The following is a 14,312-nucleotide window of genomic DNA, read 5'->3' as shown; positions in this document are numbered from 1 at the left end:
GCGTGGCGTGCCTCGACATCGCCGCACGCCATGGGCAGAATGAAAGCTCAGCTAAAAGGGAGGAGCGGTCATGGCGTATCCGCTGTCGCGGGCCATGCCGGAGGCGCATTCAGTGCCCCTGCCAACATCGCCGGTGGTGTGGGCCGGCTATGCGCGCCGAACGTATTGCTCGTGCCTGCTGCTCGCGTTTCTCTGGGCCATGGCCATCACGATGCTGGGCTTCTTCTTTCCCTTAGGTATCACCCACTTGCTCGACGACGTTGTCCACTTTGTCCCGGGACTGCTGTTTGTGGCCGGACTGGTAGGTGCGTTGGCACTGGGCAAGGGGATCGGCAACGACTTCAAATACGTGCAGGGTTACGGAACCATCAAGCGCACCTCCGACTCCAATGGCCGCACGGTAGTTTCGGTGCGCGGGCGGCGGATTGTGTATGCCGCAGTGCTTGCCGGTCTCTTTGCCGGCTGCCTCATCGCGGCCGTGATCCGAGTATCGACCGGGCATTGGTTGGGGTTCTTGGTGTTGGCCGCACTTGCTCTGGTGCTGTTGCTTCCCGCACTCAAGGTGGGGCGACTGGCCAAGATCGTGTGGCAGCAGACAAAGACCGATCAGCGTATTCATCGCGACATTGTGGCCAGCGGCCATCATTCGGTGGGGACCGTGGTGGCCGTGACGAACGAGGCGTTCACCGTGGAGAACCGGGCCATGTTTCACGTGGATCTGGAATACGAGACCGGAGGACGGTTGGAAACCACGCGGATTCAGTTCTTCGATTATCCCGTGTGGGCGCCAGCTCTGGGCAATGAATTCGATGTCTGGACCGATCCTGAACGGCCTTTTGTGGAAGACCGGACCGTGCTGGAACGCCGCTACGTTGGACAGAAGTTCGCCAAGTTCGAAGATGTTCCGGTGTCCGGGGACCACAGCAGCAACACCGATGACTGGGATGCGGACCGCGGTGTTTTGGGCGGGAGCGTTTTGGACGGGAGTGTTTTGGGCCGGGGTGGGTTGGCCGGCGGTGGGTTGGCCGGCGGTGACTCTGCTGGAGAGAAGCTGGGCGGCGGAACTCCGCCGGGCGTCCAGCTCCTGCCGCAGTGGATGGTGGACGAGGCCGATCCCCAAGGGCCGTCCACGCCGAAGGATGCCCGCCGGACGCGCATCCTGATCGGTATCCCGCCAACGCTTATTGCCGTGGCGGCCCTGGCCGGGACCCTGCTGGTGCCGGTCATGGTGGCGGATGTTCCGTGGTGGACCATGGCTGCGCTGTGGTTCTACACGGTGTTGACCCTGATCAATGCCGCTGTCTATTGGCAGTTTATGGTGCGCAGCCGCTGGTTCTTGCGCTCGGGAGTAACCTTCGGGGCAACGGAGACGGCCGTTTTTGCGGGCTTCTTCGCTGCCGGCTTTGCCATGCTCACCACCCACAGCATGGTCATGGCGCCCTTGCATCAAGAGATTCCATGGACCGCGGCACACCTGCTGACGTGGGCCGCGGTCATCGGAGCGCTACTCGTGTTTGAGTGGGCTTTCACCAGTAACGGTTGGGCGCTGAAGCATCTCAACGCCGAGTTCCCGGCGCCGCCGGAAGCCATCCAGGAAGCACTCACCGGCCACGACGGTTTGGGGATCGACAAGCTGGAGACCGAATACGGGTACCGCGCAGGGGTGTTCCTGTGCACCTGAGCAACTGACCGCCCCTCTTCGACGCTATCCCACCTTTGGTGCGTTTTTTCACGACGCTATCCCACTTCAGACGTGCACGGCCGCCTCATGAATGGCCACGGCGTCCGCCAATTCCTCGGCCATCATGTCCATATTGATGGTCATCCCGGCAAACGATCCGGCAAGTGCTGCCGCCGGAACCGTGATGCGCATATCTGTGACATTGCCAGCCACCCACACGCCGGGCACCGCGGTGGCGCCGTTTTCATCAGACTCAACCAGCTCACTAAATTCGCTGGGCACAGGGACCAAGCCCAGCATGGTGAGGAACGGAGCCTGCGCAACAACCCGCGATTGCGCCGTCAGGGCCTGGACCGGATGAATGGTGCCGTCTGCCAACTCCACTGATGTGACGGCGTCGTCCTCGCTGTGAATCCGGGCCACGGTGCCCGCAACGAGGCGAATTCCGCGCGCGGCAAGCTGTTGGCGTTCGACGGCGGTGGGTTCAGGTGCGCTGTGCAGGAACAGTGTGATGTTGGGTGACCATTGGCGGAAGAGGAGCGCTTGGTGCACGGCTAGTGTTCCGCTGCCGATGACGCCGATCGCTTGATCCTGGATTTCCCAGCCGTGGCAGTAGGGGCAGTGGGCCAAATCCTTGCCCCAGCGTTCTGCCAGTCCGGGGATCTCTGGGAGTATATCCACTACGCCGGTGGTGACGAGGATTCGTTTGGCGGCCAAGGTGCTGCCGTCTTCGAGTGTGATCTGGAAGCCGTCATCCTCTTTTACGGCGCCGACCACAGTTCCCTCCACAAGACGGACGTCGTAGGGCTCTAGATCCGCGCGGCCCAGCCGGATCAGCTCAAGGGGAGAAACGCCGTCGCGCGTGAGAAATCCGTGCACGCCCGCTGCGGTTTCGTTGCGCGGATGGCCGGCGTCGATCACGGTAACGGTGCGGCGTGAACGGCCCAGTTGCAGAGCTGCGCTGAGTCCGGCTGCGCCGCCGCCAATGATGATTACGTCTTGCATGATGTCCACCTTTTGCTAAGTCTATTTGGTCTTTCAAGCGTGCGCCTAGGGGTGTAGTACTGGCAATGTTTGTTGCTGGAATGGCAAACTGGGGCTATGACTAAGGAGGCCGAAGAAGTGCTATCCGGTGTTGGGCCGCGGTTGAAGGCGCTGCGTCTGCAAAGGTCCCTGACGTTGGCGGACTTGGCTGCGGCAACTGGGATATCTGTCAGTACGCTTTCGCGTCTGGAGTCCGGTCAGCGCCGACCAAATCTTGAATTGTTGTTGCCGCTGGCGCGGGCGCATGCGGTGCCGTTGGATGAGTTGGTCGGCGCGCCAGCAACGGGGGATCCGCGGATTCACCTGCGCCCGTTCAAACGCAACGGGCAGACGTACCTGCCGTTGAGTAGCGGGACCGGCGGAGTACAAGCGTTCAAGTTGGTGCTGCCGGGCGGTGCCTCCTTGCCCCAGCCCACCCCGCAAGTCCATGAAGGGTATGAGTGGCTGTATGTCCTGCGGGGTCAGTTGCGCGTTGTCTTGGGGGAGCGGGACTTCGTGCTTAAACAGGGTGAAGCCGCCGAGTTCGACACCCGCACTCCGCATTGGTTTGGCCGCGCCACTACAGACAGCGTTGAATTTCTGACGCTCTTTGGCCCGCAGGGTGAACGGATGCATGTCCGGGCTGCGCCGGCCAGGTAGGGGGGGCCTGGCGTGGATTAGTAGTCGGCTCTCAATGCTATTTGTTGGAGAATCGTCTTGACCTTGCCCGCAAACTGTGGAGCTCGGGCATCGCTCAGGGCTTTTGGCAGCTCCTTGGCGCCAGCCTTCATTTTCCAGTATTTAAGTTGCCGCTTCGTTGTTGCATATGTCGCGGCAGGACGACGTTCGGCGATAAGACAAAGGAACGAGTCAGGGTCGTAAATTTCGAAATCCAAGATGTCTGCGAGGGTTGCGAAGTCCTTGATGTTGCTGGTGACCATGTAGTCCACTGCGCCCTTTTGAGCGGCGGCAATGACATGGGCATCGCAGGGGTCACCAGCCAAGAACTGTGGATCGATGACGTAGTTGGTGACCATGGCATCCGGAAATCCCTCGAGTAGTCGCCGCCTCCAGCCGCCAACTTGTGCATCGGAATGATGTGGATTCGCTTTCCGCAGGTGATAGATCACCTCTGCCCAGACGTCTTCGCTCCAAAATAGGGCGATACCATCGAGGCCGCTTTCTTGTGACAGGAGGCAAAACCAATCACGAAGAGTTCGCGAATAGAGGATGTTGGCATCGAGAAAAACTCTTGTGGCCCCTGGCTGCATACCTGATGCTATGCAGCCAGAGGCCTGAATTTCCGCAACTCAGCCCACAATGCCGAGCGTGTCCTCAAAGTCGCGGAACTCGTCGAATGAGGCCCTGCGCTGATTCTGGACTTGATCAGCAAACTTGCGGATGTCTTCGTGGGCAAAGCGAGTGTGTGTTCCAACTTTTGTTGAGGCGATTTTTCCCTCATCCGCCAGCTTGAGCAGCGTTGGTCGAGACATACCCAAGGCTTTTGCGGCTTCGACGCTCGTCAACACCGCCGGTGGCTGGCTCAACGATAGAGGTTGACCCGACGACGCCAGGTTGAGGACCATGTGGAGCAGCCGAACCAAGCCAGCAGGCAGCCCCACTTCAAGCCCGTCGCTGGTCTCGATCTTGATGCGGAGGTCCTGCGGTCGGACGTCTTTAAATCTCAGGATCACCGTCTTGGCTTCTTGAATTTCGGTGGGCGTGAGGTCGATGGTGTTCAGTTCACGCGCGGCACGTATGGTCGCCATTGCGACTCCTTTCAGATATGTTAATAATTGCACCTAAGTGCAGTAAGTGCAAATCTGGGGGAGGGCTCTTGTGAACCATACTTGGCAACGATTTGTGTGGTCGGCGTGTTGGTCTTGTGGCCTGGTGCAATGCGGACAATATTTGGTACGTTGAGGCAAAACGACGGGGGAGCTCGCATGGCGACGATTGTTTTGGTGCATGGTTTGTGGTCCGACGGCTCGAGCTGGGCCAAGGCCATCACAGAGCTGCGTGCCCTAGGTCATGAGCCCGTCGCCGCCCAGCTTTCCCTCGAATCATTTGACGACGACGTTGCCTCAGTTCGCCGCACCATCGCGACAGTTTCGGGGCCTGTGCTGTTGGTGGGCTGGTCCTATGGGGGAGCGGTGATCGGTGAGGCTGCCCGAGGAGTTGCGGCCGTGACCGCGCTGGCATACATTGCTGCCTTTGCGCCGGCCGAGGGGGAGTCCGTCAGTGGGCTCTCGCGTAAATACTCGGGGAACGAGATCCCGAACCATGTTGTTGTGGCTGGCGATTACACCTACATCAACCGGTCAACGTTTGGCGAGCTACTTGCGGCCGACGCGCCCGCCGAGGATGTTGCCGTCGCTGCAGCGACTCAACGCATGGTGCGGATTGGGCTCGACCGCGTGAAAGTCGGCCCGCCAGCCTGGTTGGACCTACCCACTGTCTACCTGGTGGCAACCGCCGATCGGTGCGTGCCCCCGGAGTTGCAGCGCGAGATGGCTGCGCGCATGGGAGCAGTCATCACGGAGCTTTCAACTAGCCACGCCCCGTTGTTGTCCCGTCCGCGCGAGGTGGCCGAATTTCTTGACAGGGCCTGCCGTGACATGCTGACCGCCAACCCACAGGAGGAAACTGAATGAGCCATCAGCTCGATCGTTTCGTTGAAGCGCAGGACCCTATCTATGACGACGTCACTAGGGAGCTGGCCTCCGGGCTCAAAGCCAGCCACTGGATGTGGTTTATCTTCCCGCAGGTGCGCGGCCTTGGATCCAGCCCTTGGGCAAAGCTGTATGCCATAGAGTCGGAGGCAGAAGCTGCGGCCTATGCAGCACATCCCGTTCTTGGCGCCCGGCTTCGAGAGTGTGCCGGGCTGACACTGGGCAGTCACCATCGCAACGCTGAAGAGATCTTTGGTGCAGTTGATGCCAGAAAGCTCCAATCATCCATGACGCTCTTTCAAGAGGCCGCGCCGGAGGAGCCGCTGTTCGGCGAAATACTGGACCAGTTCTACTCAGGCGATCTGGACCCGAAAACCGAAAGCATCTTGGCCCGCTGGCGCTCGCAGTCCTGAATTCCTCAGGCAGTCATGCTGCCGGATACTCTTGGGGCATGACTGAGTCGAAATCCCGGGGGACATTGCTTTTTCCTGCGCGCACTTACATTGTGGACGCTGCAGTTGCCCACCCCGTTCTTCCCTTTGTGCAGGCACTCATCAAGGAAAAGTTCCGGGTTGTTTCAGAGCCTGGCCAAAGTCCCGTCAAACTCCGGTACGGGGCGCTGTGGAAGGACCTACTTGCTGGCAGTGAGTATTTCCCCGGTTTTTTGCTCCCCAAAAAGCTCCAGCGCTGGGAACTGACGGTCGATGTTCGCGTCACCGCCGGAATTGACCCCTACGGAAACCACGCCGTGACCGCCACTGGGTGGAGCGTGCCACGACGTGGAAACAACTTCCTGTTTGAAACTCTCGGCGCAGCGGCTGATAGCTACGCCCAAAGTGGTCACCTGCTCCACGTATCTGACTATTTTGAGGGCGACGCATCAGCGTTCAAGAAATCCAAGCCGTCGAAGTAGCTAGTTCTGGTTCACCCCACGTGCAGTCTTGACTCGCGGCGTAGCCTGTACCCATGACCGCCAACGACGCCGGCATCACGGCAGACCCCCACTCAGCTAGCTACCCCACGCACTACGTCAGCAATCAGCCGCCACCTCGTGTGGACATTAACGAGTACTTGCTGAACCTTCCGCTCCAAGAGCACCTCATGAACTTTGGTGGGGTCAGCGCCGGTGCCACCGCCGCGCTCGAGGCAACGGGCGCCGTCGTAGGTTCAGCGAAGGTCCAAGATGACGCGCGCCTAGCCCACAAGAATCCGCCCATCCTGCACACCCACAGCAAGTATGGGCAGCGGATTGACGAGGTGGAATATCATCCCTCGTATCACCGCGTTCTTGGCCAGGCCGTCGCGGCGGGCGCGCACACCTCCGCGTGGGAGCAGCCGGGCAAGGGTGCCAGCGCCCTGCGTGCGGCCCAGTTCATGCTCTTTGCGCAAGTGGAGCCCGGACATGCCTGTCCGATTTCCATGAGTCATGCTGCGGTGGAATCCATTGGTCTCGCTCCGGAGCTGGCGGGGGAGTGGCTGCCGCGGCTGTATTCGCGCAACTACTCACCAGGGTTGTCGGCGGATAAGCCGGGCGCACTTTTTGGCATGGCCATGACGGAAAAACAGGGCGGCTCAGATGTCCGTGCCAACACCACTCGTGCCGTACCCGCCGCAGACCACTTTCTCTTGACGGGGCACAAGTGGTTCTGCTCGGCACCGATGTCGGACGCGTTCTTGGTGCTTGCGCAAGACGATGCCGGTCTGGGCTGTTTCCTAGTCCCGCGGGTATTGCCCGGCGGCGAACGGAACCCGTTCTTGATTCAGCGGCTCAAGGACAAGCTCGGCAACCGGTCCAATGCTTCTTCAGAGGTGGAATTTGCCAACACCGTGGGGTGGCGGATTGGCGATCCCGGCCGCGGAGTGCGCGCGATCATGGGTATGGTGGGGCGAACCCGCCTCGACTGCATTTTGGGCACCGCCGCCGGCATGCGCCAATCTGTTGCCGAAGCCGTCTGGCACGCCCGGCATCGGCGCGCTTTCGGCTCACGGCTAGTTGACCAGCCAGCCATGAGCAACGTCCTGGCCGACCTTGCCCTGGAATCGGAGGCCGCCACAGCCGTCAGCATGCGCCTGTCCCGCGCTTTTGATGACGACGCCGGCCCCTCCGAGCGTGCCTTCCGGCGCCTTGCTACTGCGGTCACCAAATACTGGGTCTGCAAGCGTGGCCCCAACCACGCCTATGAGGCCATGGAATGCCTGGGTGGCAATGGGTATATCGAGGATTTCCCGCTCGCCATGCGGTATCGGGAGCAACCGGTCATGGCGATCTGGGAAGGAACCGGAAACGTCATCGCCCTCGATGTCCTGCGAGCCATGGCCACGGATCCCGAATCGGTGGAGGCCTTCCTTGCTGAGGTTCGCTTGGCCTCGGGAGCCCACCGGATCTTCGATGATTTCCTCGCTCGACTCATGGAACAACTGGCCCCTGTACGGCACTCCCCGCAGGATTTTGCTGGCCAAGCACGGGCCGTGGTGGAGCGCATGGCGCTGGCGTTGCAGGCCTCACTCCTGCTGAGAGCAGCACCCACAGCGGTGTCCGAGGCGTTTGTTGTCTCCCGGCTGGGGCCTGACCGCTCTTTCAACTATGGCAACCTCCCGCCGTCATCCGATCTCACAGGGATTTTGGCGCGGGCATAACGAGCAGGCAAATCTGTGCTGGGCGGCTATCATGTTACCCATGGGTAACAATGTGAGCAATCTTGTGGCATCCACCGATCTGTCCATTGCTTCGCGGGGTGGCGGGCAGCTTCGCGGCACGTTGCGAGAGCCAACCGGCCGGGAACCGCGTGCCCTAGTGGTCATCCACCCGGCGACCGCCGTTCCCGAGCGGCTGTATTCAGGATTCTCGGGCTACCTCGCGGAGCTGGGATACGCCGTGGTGACCTACGATTACCGCGGCACGGGCCGCTCCGGAGCTCCGCAAGCCCATCCGGAAGTGCGCGTACGCGATTGGATGGACCAGGATGTTCCGGACGTTGCCGGGTGGGCCGCCGACAAGTTCCCGGATCTGCCCCGCTTTGCGATCGGGCACAGTGTGGGCGCCCATGCGTTGGCCCTAGGATCAGGTGTTGAGGGGCTCAGCGGTGTTGTGGGGATTGCCTCGCATGCCGGGGTGACGGCGACAGTTCGCGGGCTGGCGGAGCGGGCGAAGGTGTGGCTGATTCTCAGCGCGGCCGGACCGCTGGCCAGCAGGGTGCTCGGCTATATGCCGGGTAGCAAGCTGGGCCTTGGTGAGGATTTTCCGGCGGCGGCCATGCTCGAATGGAGCCGGTGGTCGAAGCTGCCCGGCTATTTCTTTGACGATCCCAGCATGCGTGCAGCCGAGCGGGCGGCAATGATCACCGCCCCGCTGCTGTCCATCGGCTTCAGCGACGATCCATGGGCCACGCCGCAGCAAATCGAAGCCATCACGGACCGCCTTGTGGTGGCCGAGGTTGAGCGGCGCACGTATTCCCCTGCCGATTTCGGGGTCCCGGCCATTGGCCACATGGGATTCTTCCGCCGAGGATTGCGGGACGGCCTGTGGCCGCAGGTTGCGTCGTGGCTTGAAGGGAAGCTGTCAGACGGCCAGCAGAACTAATCTATTTTGCACGCACAACAGCGCCACTCATTGCAGCGCCCATCCCCAATCGGGCTGCACCTGGCCAAGGCGCTTGGCCGAGGTGAACGCCCCGTCCAGCTCAGGAACCTCAATGCTCCAGTGCTCGCCGCTGCGTTCCGCTGAGGCGATGACTCGCACGTCCCTATGTCCAGTCAATCTGCTGGCTGGTCCACTTGGCTGTGATCTCGTCGATTTCGTAGTGATGCGGAGCCACCGTTCACTTGCCTCCGACTTTCATGACAGCGTGGGCGCCACCTTCGCGAACGCCGGTCTGCCCACACATCCGCGCGGGATGGTGGGGCAGGGAAGGGAGGCGGGTGACGCCGTCGTACTTCCCTTATAAAGAGGAAGGAACCGGGCAAGCATTCTCCTGGGAAATCCGGCGCAGCAGGGCCCACACCAGCAGGCCGATGGAGAGCACAGCCAGAATGGGCTGGAACGGCTCGAAGAACTTCATGGCGCCGGTGGTGCCCAGCGCCAGCAGCACCAGCTTGTTGCACACGGGGCAGCCCACGGCGAAGAATGTGAGCAATGAGGCGAAAACGCCCGACTTGTTGGTGGCCCCCGTGCGGGCAATGGGGGAGGCGACGTAAGTCGCCACGAGCAGCCCGGTGATCAGCGAGCTGAGGCCCAATGCCGTGTAGGACCACCACGTTGGCGGGATCTCGCGGCTGAAGAAATTGTTGGGGATCAGCACCGTGGGGATGGCCACCACCACGTAAATGAGCACGGCTGCCGCGGCGCCGGATAGCCAGCGCCGCAATGGCCAGTAGCGCAGATTCTGCACCACGGTGGCGATCATGATGCCTCTACCTGACGTGCTGCAGCAGCCTTTTCAGCCCTCCGCGCCCGCCACATATACAGCCCGCCGGCCACCGCCAGCACGGCCAACGCAGCCACGCCGAACCACACGTTGGGGATCCCTGCGGAAAACGCCACCACCCACGATTCCGCCTCGTACTGGGCATCGATGCTGAGCATGCTGCCCAGCGATGAGGTCCCTTGGGTTGTCAGTAGCAGCACGCCGATCGCCACCGAGAGTGCCCCTGATACCAGCATCCACAGGGAGTTTTCCCACGGTCCGATCCGGATGCGGCGCGGTTTCAGCCAACCGCGCTGACCTAGACGCAGCTTGGTCCAGAACAGCGAGAGGACACTCAGCGGCAGCGCCATGCCCAAAGCAAAAATGGCCAGCATGATCCCGCCGTACACAGGATTTCCGCCAGCAGCAGCCACCGCCAGCACCGACCCGAGGATGGGCCCAGCACAAACGCCGGCCACGCCCTACACGGAACCGAGCACAAAGACAGAGACAGCGGACGTCCCTCCGGCGCGGCGGCTCAGGCCCGGAAACTCCACGCCGATGATCTGCAAGACACCAATTACCATGACAATCCCCGCAGCGACAGTGACCAGCACCCCTCGGTTTTGCGTGACGAGCGAACCCAACAGCCCGGCCAGTAGCCCCAACGGCACCAGCGTTGTCAGCAGTCCAGCATAAAACAACGCCGTGCGGCCCAACAGTTGAGTGGGACTAGCGAAGGCGTACGCAAAAAATGCCGGCAACAGCATGACCGAACACGGGCTGAGCAGTGTCAGAATCCCGCCCAGCAACGCCCCGGTATATCCAATATCCACGGCTACGGAACCTGTGCCAACGCTTGGTCAATGACTTGGGAGAAAATCTCCATGGGCTGCGCACCGGGAATCGCATGATTATTAATGACAAACGTGGGCGTGCTGTTCAACCCCAACGAGGTGCCTTCCTGTAAATCTGCCTGCACCAACGCCATCAACGCCGGGCTCTTCAAATCCGTGGAGAACTTGGCCATATCCGGCACACCCACCTGCTGGGCAAACGCCGTCAGCTCCGGCTCGGACAGTTCAGCCTTGCTGCGTTCGGGCGCCGCCGCATAAACCGCCTCGTTGAACTCCCAAAACAGCCCCTGCTCGCCAGCCGCACGAGCCGCCACAGCCGCCGTCGCCGAGGCCTCACCCAACACGGGCAGATCACGCCACTCAATGCGCAACTTCCCGGTATCCACATACTTCTTGATGATTTCCGGCTGCGTTTTCCGCGCATAAACACCGCAGAACGGGCACCGGTAATCCGAATACTCAATCATCACCACAGGAGCGTCCACGGCACCCAAGGACATCGGATCGCCGTCGACCCTCCGCTCCAGCGTAAATTCTGGGGCCGGCTGCCCCGCGGCGGACGCCGTCGTAGTAGGTGTAAGGGTTGGGGTGGCAGCCTTTAGCCGGTCCTCTTGCGCGGCGGCGCCTACAAAAATAATGCTCAGAACAACGACGGCAGCAATCACCAATGCCAGGATCAAATTCCTGGTGCTTTTCATGGTCATGGGAAACTCTCTTGGAATGTGCGGGCGCACCCGGACCGCGACCGCTCAAGAGTGCGGACGCTCGGCAGCGCTCCATGTATATAAGGACACGTTCGACGCCGGACACTCACCCTTGGCACTAATCGCCAAGTTGGGTGCGGCGCAGCTACGTCTACGTCCGTACGATCCCAAGATCCAGATGCGTCAAAGCTGCAGGGATTCGCCCTGAGAGTTGCGACGCCCGGCTGTCATTGCCAAGGTGGGCTGCGGTTCGCACCGAGATACCCGTGGGGCAGTAGTGCAGCGCAGCAGATGACGGGGAGGCTGCGTTGGTCTCCACCCGGGTCTTGTCGCGGCCCGGTATACAGACCGGAGGCCGATCCACTGCGGTGCTCGCTACAAGAGTGGTCTCTATAAGAACAGTAGACACCGGAGTTGCTGCAGCCAGTTGCTTCGAGGATGCCTGGGCTCCTGTGCAGCCAGCCACCACCAGTACTAAGGCAATAAAAGCTAGAACCAGTGCCTGAGTGACGAGGCGCAGTGACATGCTAGTGCGTTGCATGATCGTCCCCTCGCCTTTGTTCCTAGCTGTTCCTGGCTGTGCCTAGTCATAGTGGTGCCCGTTCGCGGATCCAGCACATTGGGCACAACTATACGTCAGCCATACCTCCGATCTACATCAGGGATGGGTGGCACCATCAGGGATGGGTGGATACTGAATCGCGGGCACTTTGCAATGTTTCGCCCTCTATTACGCGACATGCCCGGTAAACTTTTGGGAAACACTGAGTGACATATCGCAATTCCCAATTCAAGAACCGCGGAAAATCAACGATCTGGCCGCGACATATCTACCAGTTGAGCCCTTGGGTGATGCACCTCTCAGTAAAAAGTGGCACGACCGCTACAGACATGTATACTTAGAGGCAGTTGTAGTGTTGCGTTTTTTGTAGTTGAAGCGACGCCATCCTTTCGGGGAAGACGTCGCTTTTCTGGAGAAGCGGACTTACACCGTACACGGAGGCCCGAAGGTCGGGCGGAATCTCCAACTTCAGAAGGAAATAGAAATAATGGCAACAGGTACCGTCAAGTGGTTCAACGCTGAAAAGGGCTTCGGCTTCATCTCTCCCGATGACCAGTCACAGGACGTTTTCGCGCACTACTCCGCGATCAACTCCTCGGGCTACCGCTCCCTCGAAGAAAACCAGAAGGTTTCCTTTGATGTTGAGCAGGGTCCCAAGGGTCCTCAGGCAGTCAACATCCAGGCTATCTAATTCTAAAGAAAACTTGCGGGCAACCGCATATTCTTTAGGCCTAGCGGCTTGAACACATAAGGTCCGGGATATCCCGGGCCTTATGTGTTTTAAAGCTGCGTTTAAGCTCTCGTGTAATCCCCGTATTGGCCTCTACTTTTAGGCGCCGTTTTAGTCTCTGCTACCGGTTCTGCTTCGAAACAGCAGATGATGCGCTGAACCTGTTCGAGACTGCAGCAGACGCGACAGATTCACGATTTTCATCGCATCATCTGCGTTTTCAATTCCAACCCGTAACACATAGCCGGGCCTGCAGTCCGGTCCCGGACCCACCCTGAAGCCCTGTGGCCAACTAAACTAGCGCCGTTGACAAGCCCATGGCCTGCCATGTGGCACCATTGAAGACGATGAACAGCAAAGCGGACCTGCCCCAGCGCAACGGAATACCTATGCCGCTGTGGCTGCAAGGGGCCTTTGAAGCCACCCAGATGTTCGTGATCTCGGCGCTCATTGTGGCCATTCCGTTGGCAGCCACCTGGTTTACGGGAGGCTTTGCTCAGCAGGACGTATCGGTAGCAGCCCGCTTGGCGGGCCATATCTGGCTGCTTGGCCACGGTGTTCCACTGGAACTGACTCAGACCAGCGGGCCCAGTTCTGCATCACTGGAAACAGGCTTCTTCAGTCTTTTACCACTGGGACTGGTCCTGATTCCCTTCTTACTCTCGTGGCGCTCCGGTCGCCGCCTGGCTCGCGCCTCCTACACGGACCAGCTGTGGCAGCCTTTGTTCGGTGCCCTGGCCGTATACGCCGGCGCCGGACTCGCCACTGCTTTTGTCTGCAGTTCACCCGAGGTTAGTGCACCACTGATTGCCAGCACGTTGATCCCGCTCATCCCGGCCGGGGCCGGCCTGATCATCGGCTCCCGTCTAGAGGCAGGTTCCTGGGGCAGACTCATTGGCGTCAATGCCGCAGATTGGATCTCTCGAACCAGTCAGGACCAACGCTGGGCTGGGTCCTATGCAGTCTCTGCGGTGCGGGCCAGTTTCGTGGCGACCATGGCCGCACTCGCCCTTTCAGCCCTGCTGCTGACCATCACCGTCATGGCACGCTGGAACGACATCGTCGGTGTCTACCAAGCCTTACGTCCCGGAGCCGTGGGGGGTGCCGCGCTGACCTTGGCCCAACTGGGGTTCATGCCCAACCTAGCCATCTGGACCTTGGCATGGACAGGCGGGGATGGCTTCGCTTTAGGCGTTGGCTCCACCGTGTCCCCGCTGGCCACCAGCGTGGCTCCCGTGCCGCCCATTCCACTGTTGGCGGCGCTGCCAGTTGGTGAATTGTCTTGGGGGTTCGCCGCTCTGATCGTTCCCGTAGCCGCCGGTGTCCTCGCCGGATGGTGGTTTATTCGTGCTGGCGAGAACCATTTCGACGAATGGTTCTCCCTCAAGGTGCGCCAGCGTTGGATCTCCCTGCCGGTCTCCACGCTTTTCCTCGGCGCAGTCATTGGTGCTGTGACAGCTTTCCTTAGCGGGATCCTGTTCTGGATATCGCAAGGCTCGGTCGGCATTGGCCGGCTGACCCAGGTGGGCCCGGATCCGCTAAGCGCGGCGATGTGGCTAGGAATTGAAGTCGCTGTCGGTGTCATGATCGGTGCCCTAGCCGGGCCATGGCTAGAAGGAGAGCGCCCGTCGATGGCTCTTCCCCGACGTCCTGAAGAGCACCCCGAATAGGGCTTGCCCG

At 60.7% G+C, this 14,312-nt stretch carries 16 protein-coding genes and 1 pseudogene; 9 read left to right on the top strand and 8 right to left on the bottom strand.

Annotated features, from left to right (window positions below):
- Positions 1-70: 70 nt before the first annotated feature.
- Positions 71-1,681 (top strand): hypothetical protein, encoded by a 1,611-nt coding sequence (locus tag AB0P14_RS02395; protein WP_363837210.1) that lies wholly within the window; start codon positions 71-73, stop codon positions 1,679-1,681.
- Between the two features lie 66 nt (positions 1,682-1,747).
- Here the strand turns inward: AB0P14_RS02395 and AB0P14_RS02390 are convergent, their stop codons facing one another.
- Positions 1,748-2,686, bottom strand: a complete 939-nt coding sequence (locus AB0P14_RS02390) for an NAD(P)/FAD-dependent oxidoreductase (RefSeq protein WP_363837207.1) — start codon at positions 2,684-2,686, stop codon at positions 1,748-1,750.
- Positions 2,687-2,782: 96 nt separating this feature from the next.
- Here AB0P14_RS02390 and AB0P14_RS02385 point away from each other — a divergent pair, with 96 nt between their 5' ends.
- Positions 2,783-3,364 carry an XRE family transcriptional regulator gene (locus tag AB0P14_RS02385; RefSeq protein WP_363837204.1) on the top strand — a complete coding sequence of 194 codons (582 nt, stop codon included), beginning with the start codon at positions 2,783-2,785 and terminating at the stop codon, positions 3,362-3,364.
- A gap of 17 nt (positions 3,365-3,381) precedes the next feature.
- On the opposite strand, the gene AB0P14_RS02380 is transcribed toward AB0P14_RS02385, so the two are convergent.
- Both AB0P14_RS02380 and AB0P14_RS02375 read right to left on the bottom strand, forming a co-directional pair.
- The gene (locus AB0P14_RS02380) at positions 3,382-3,975 is read right to left on the bottom strand and encodes a PIN domain-containing protein (RefSeq protein WP_363837202.1); all 594 of its coding nucleotides are present in this window, start codon (positions 3,973-3,975) and stop codon (positions 3,382-3,384) included.
- 39 nt (positions 3,976-4,014) lie between these two features.
- Positions 4,015-4,473 carry a helix-turn-helix domain-containing protein gene (locus tag AB0P14_RS02375; RefSeq protein WP_363837199.1) on the bottom strand — a complete coding sequence of 153 codons (459 nt, stop codon included), beginning with the start codon at positions 4,471-4,473 and terminating at the stop codon, positions 4,015-4,017.
- A 177-nt stretch (positions 4,474-4,650) separates the two neighbouring features.
- Between AB0P14_RS02375 and AB0P14_RS02370 the strand changes: the two genes are divergently transcribed.
- From AB0P14_RS02370 to AB0P14_RS02350, 5 genes are read left to right on the top strand one after another with little or no spacing between them, the layout of a single operon-like run.
- Entirely contained in the window at positions 4,651-5,358 is a 708-nt protein-coding gene (locus AB0P14_RS02370) for an alpha/beta hydrolase (RefSeq protein ID WP_363837196.1), read from the top strand.
- Positions 5,355-5,789: a DUF1810 domain-containing protein gene (locus AB0P14_RS02365; protein WP_363837194.1), complete on the top strand. Its 435-nt coding sequence runs from the start codon at positions 5,355-5,357 to the stop codon at positions 5,787-5,789. Before AB0P14_RS02370 ends, AB0P14_RS02365 begins: the two co-directional genes overlap by 4 nt.
- 38 nt (positions 5,790-5,827) lie before the next feature.
- Positions 5,828-6,289, top strand: a complete 462-nt coding sequence (locus AB0P14_RS02360) for a hypothetical protein (protein ID WP_363837192.1) — start codon at positions 5,828-5,830, stop codon at positions 6,287-6,289.
- A gap of 53 nt (positions 6,290-6,342) precedes the next feature.
- On the top strand, positions 6,343-8,013 hold the full coding sequence (locus tag AB0P14_RS02355; RefSeq protein ID WP_363837190.1) for an acyl-CoA dehydrogenase family protein: 1,671 nt from the start codon (positions 6,343-6,345) through the stop codon (positions 8,011-8,013).
- Between the two features lie 40 nt (positions 8,014-8,053).
- Positions 8,054-8,956: an alpha/beta fold hydrolase gene (locus AB0P14_RS02350; protein ID WP_363837187.1), complete on the top strand. Its 903-nt coding sequence runs from the start codon at positions 8,054-8,056 to the stop codon at positions 8,954-8,956.
- 27 nt (positions 8,957-8,983) lie between these two features.
- Here the strand turns inward: AB0P14_RS02350 and AB0P14_RS02345 are convergent, their stop codons facing one another.
- The 5 genes and pseudogenes from AB0P14_RS02345 to AB0P14_RS02325 all read right to left on the bottom strand — a co-directional run bounded on the left by AB0P14_RS02345 (position 8,984) and on the right by AB0P14_RS02325 (position 11,881).
- On the bottom strand, positions 8,984-9,133 hold the full coding sequence (locus AB0P14_RS02345) for a hypothetical protein (RefSeq protein ID WP_363837185.1): 150 nt from the start codon (positions 9,131-9,133) through the stop codon (positions 8,984-8,986).
- 181 nt (positions 9,134-9,314) lie between these two features.
- The gene (locus AB0P14_RS02340) at positions 9,315-9,779 is read right to left on the bottom strand and encodes a hypothetical protein (protein WP_363837181.1); all 465 of its coding nucleotides are present in this window, start codon (positions 9,777-9,779) and stop codon (positions 9,315-9,317) included.
- A pseudogene (locus AB0P14_RS02335) lies at positions 9,776-10,615 on the bottom strand (cytochrome c biogenesis CcdA family protein). The gene AB0P14_RS02340 and the pseudogene AB0P14_RS02335 overlap by 4 nt, the downstream one beginning before the upstream one ends.
- A gap of 2 nt (positions 10,616-10,617) precedes the next feature.
- Positions 10,618-11,340, bottom strand: a complete 723-nt coding sequence (locus tag AB0P14_RS02330) for a DsbA family protein (RefSeq protein WP_363837179.1) — start codon at positions 11,338-11,340, stop codon at positions 10,618-10,620.
- Between the two features lie 151 nt (positions 11,341-11,491).
- Positions 11,492-11,881 (bottom strand): hypothetical protein, encoded by a 390-nt coding sequence (locus AB0P14_RS02325; protein ID WP_363837176.1) that lies wholly within the window; start codon positions 11,879-11,881, stop codon positions 11,492-11,494.
- Between the two features lie 508 nt (positions 11,882-12,389).
- Between AB0P14_RS02325 and AB0P14_RS02320 the strand changes: the two genes are divergently transcribed.
- Together AB0P14_RS02320 and AB0P14_RS02315 are read left to right on the top strand one after the other, a co-directional pair.
- Positions 12,390-12,593: a cold-shock protein gene (locus AB0P14_RS02320; RefSeq protein ID WP_038467205.1), complete on the top strand. Its 204-nt coding sequence runs from the start codon at positions 12,390-12,392 to the stop codon at positions 12,591-12,593.
- 386 nt (positions 12,594-12,979) lie between these two features.
- Positions 12,980-14,302, top strand: coding sequence for a DUF6350 family protein (locus AB0P14_RS02315; protein ID WP_363837171.1), 1,323 nt, complete (start codon positions 12,980-12,982; stop codon positions 14,300-14,302).
- Positions 14,303-14,312: the final 10 nt, after the last annotated feature.

This window comes from Specibacter sp. NPDC078709, from assembly GCF_040686795.1.
Taxonomy (GTDB): domain Bacteria; phylum Actinomycetota; class Actinomycetes; order Actinomycetales; family Micrococcaceae; genus Specibacter.
The sequence above is the reverse complement of the archived record's forward strand: the minus strand, read 5'-3'. Positions and strand labels throughout refer to the sequence as shown.

Coding starts and splice junctions, on each gene's coding strand:
- AB0P14_RS02395 (WP_363837210.1), top strand. CDS start 71: ATGGCGTATCCGCTGTCGCGGGCCATGCCGGAGGCGCATTCAGTGCCC.
- AB0P14_RS02390 (WP_363837207.1), bottom strand. CDS start 2,686: ATGCAAGACGTAATCATCATTGGCGGCGGCGCAGCCGGACTCAGCGCA.
- AB0P14_RS02385 (WP_363837204.1), top strand. CDS start 2,783: ATGACTAAGGAGGCCGAAGAAGTGCTATCCGGTGTTGGGCCGCGGTTG.
- AB0P14_RS02380 (WP_363837202.1), bottom strand. CDS start 3,975: ATGCAGCCAGGGGCCACAAGAGTTTTTCTCGATGCCAACATCCTCTAT.
- AB0P14_RS02375 (WP_363837199.1), bottom strand. CDS start 4,473: ATGGCGACCATACGTGCCGCGCGTGAACTGAACACCATCGACCTCACG.
- AB0P14_RS02370 (WP_363837196.1), top strand. CDS start 4,651: ATGGCGACGATTGTTTTGGTGCATGGTTTGTGGTCCGACGGCTCGAGC.
- AB0P14_RS02365 (WP_363837194.1), top strand. CDS start 5,355: ATGAGCCATCAGCTCGATCGTTTCGTTGAAGCGCAGGACCCTATCTAT.
- AB0P14_RS02360 (WP_363837192.1), top strand. CDS start 5,828: ATGACTGAGTCGAAATCCCGGGGGACATTGCTTTTTCCTGCGCGCACT.
- AB0P14_RS02355 (WP_363837190.1), top strand. CDS start 6,343: ATGACCGCCAACGACGCCGGCATCACGGCAGACCCCCACTCAGCTAGC.
- AB0P14_RS02350 (WP_363837187.1), top strand. CDS start 8,054: ATGGGTAACAATGTGAGCAATCTTGTGGCATCCACCGATCTGTCCATT.
- AB0P14_RS02340 (WP_363837181.1), bottom strand. CDS start 9,779: ATGATCGCCACCGTGGTGCAGAATCTGCGCTACTGGCCATTGCGGCGC.
- AB0P14_RS02330 (WP_363837179.1), bottom strand. CDS start 11,340: ATGACCATGAAAAGCACCAGGAATTTGATCCTGGCATTGGTGATTGCT.
- AB0P14_RS02325 (WP_363837176.1), bottom strand. CDS start 11,881: ATGCAACGCACTAGCATGTCACTGCGCCTCGTCACTCAGGCACTGGTT.
- AB0P14_RS02320 (WP_038467205.1), top strand. CDS start 12,390: ATGGCAACAGGTACCGTCAAGTGGTTCAACGCTGAAAAGGGCTTCGGC.
- AB0P14_RS02315 (WP_363837171.1), top strand. CDS start 12,980: ATGAACAGCAAAGCGGACCTGCCCCAGCGCAACGGAATACCTATGCCG.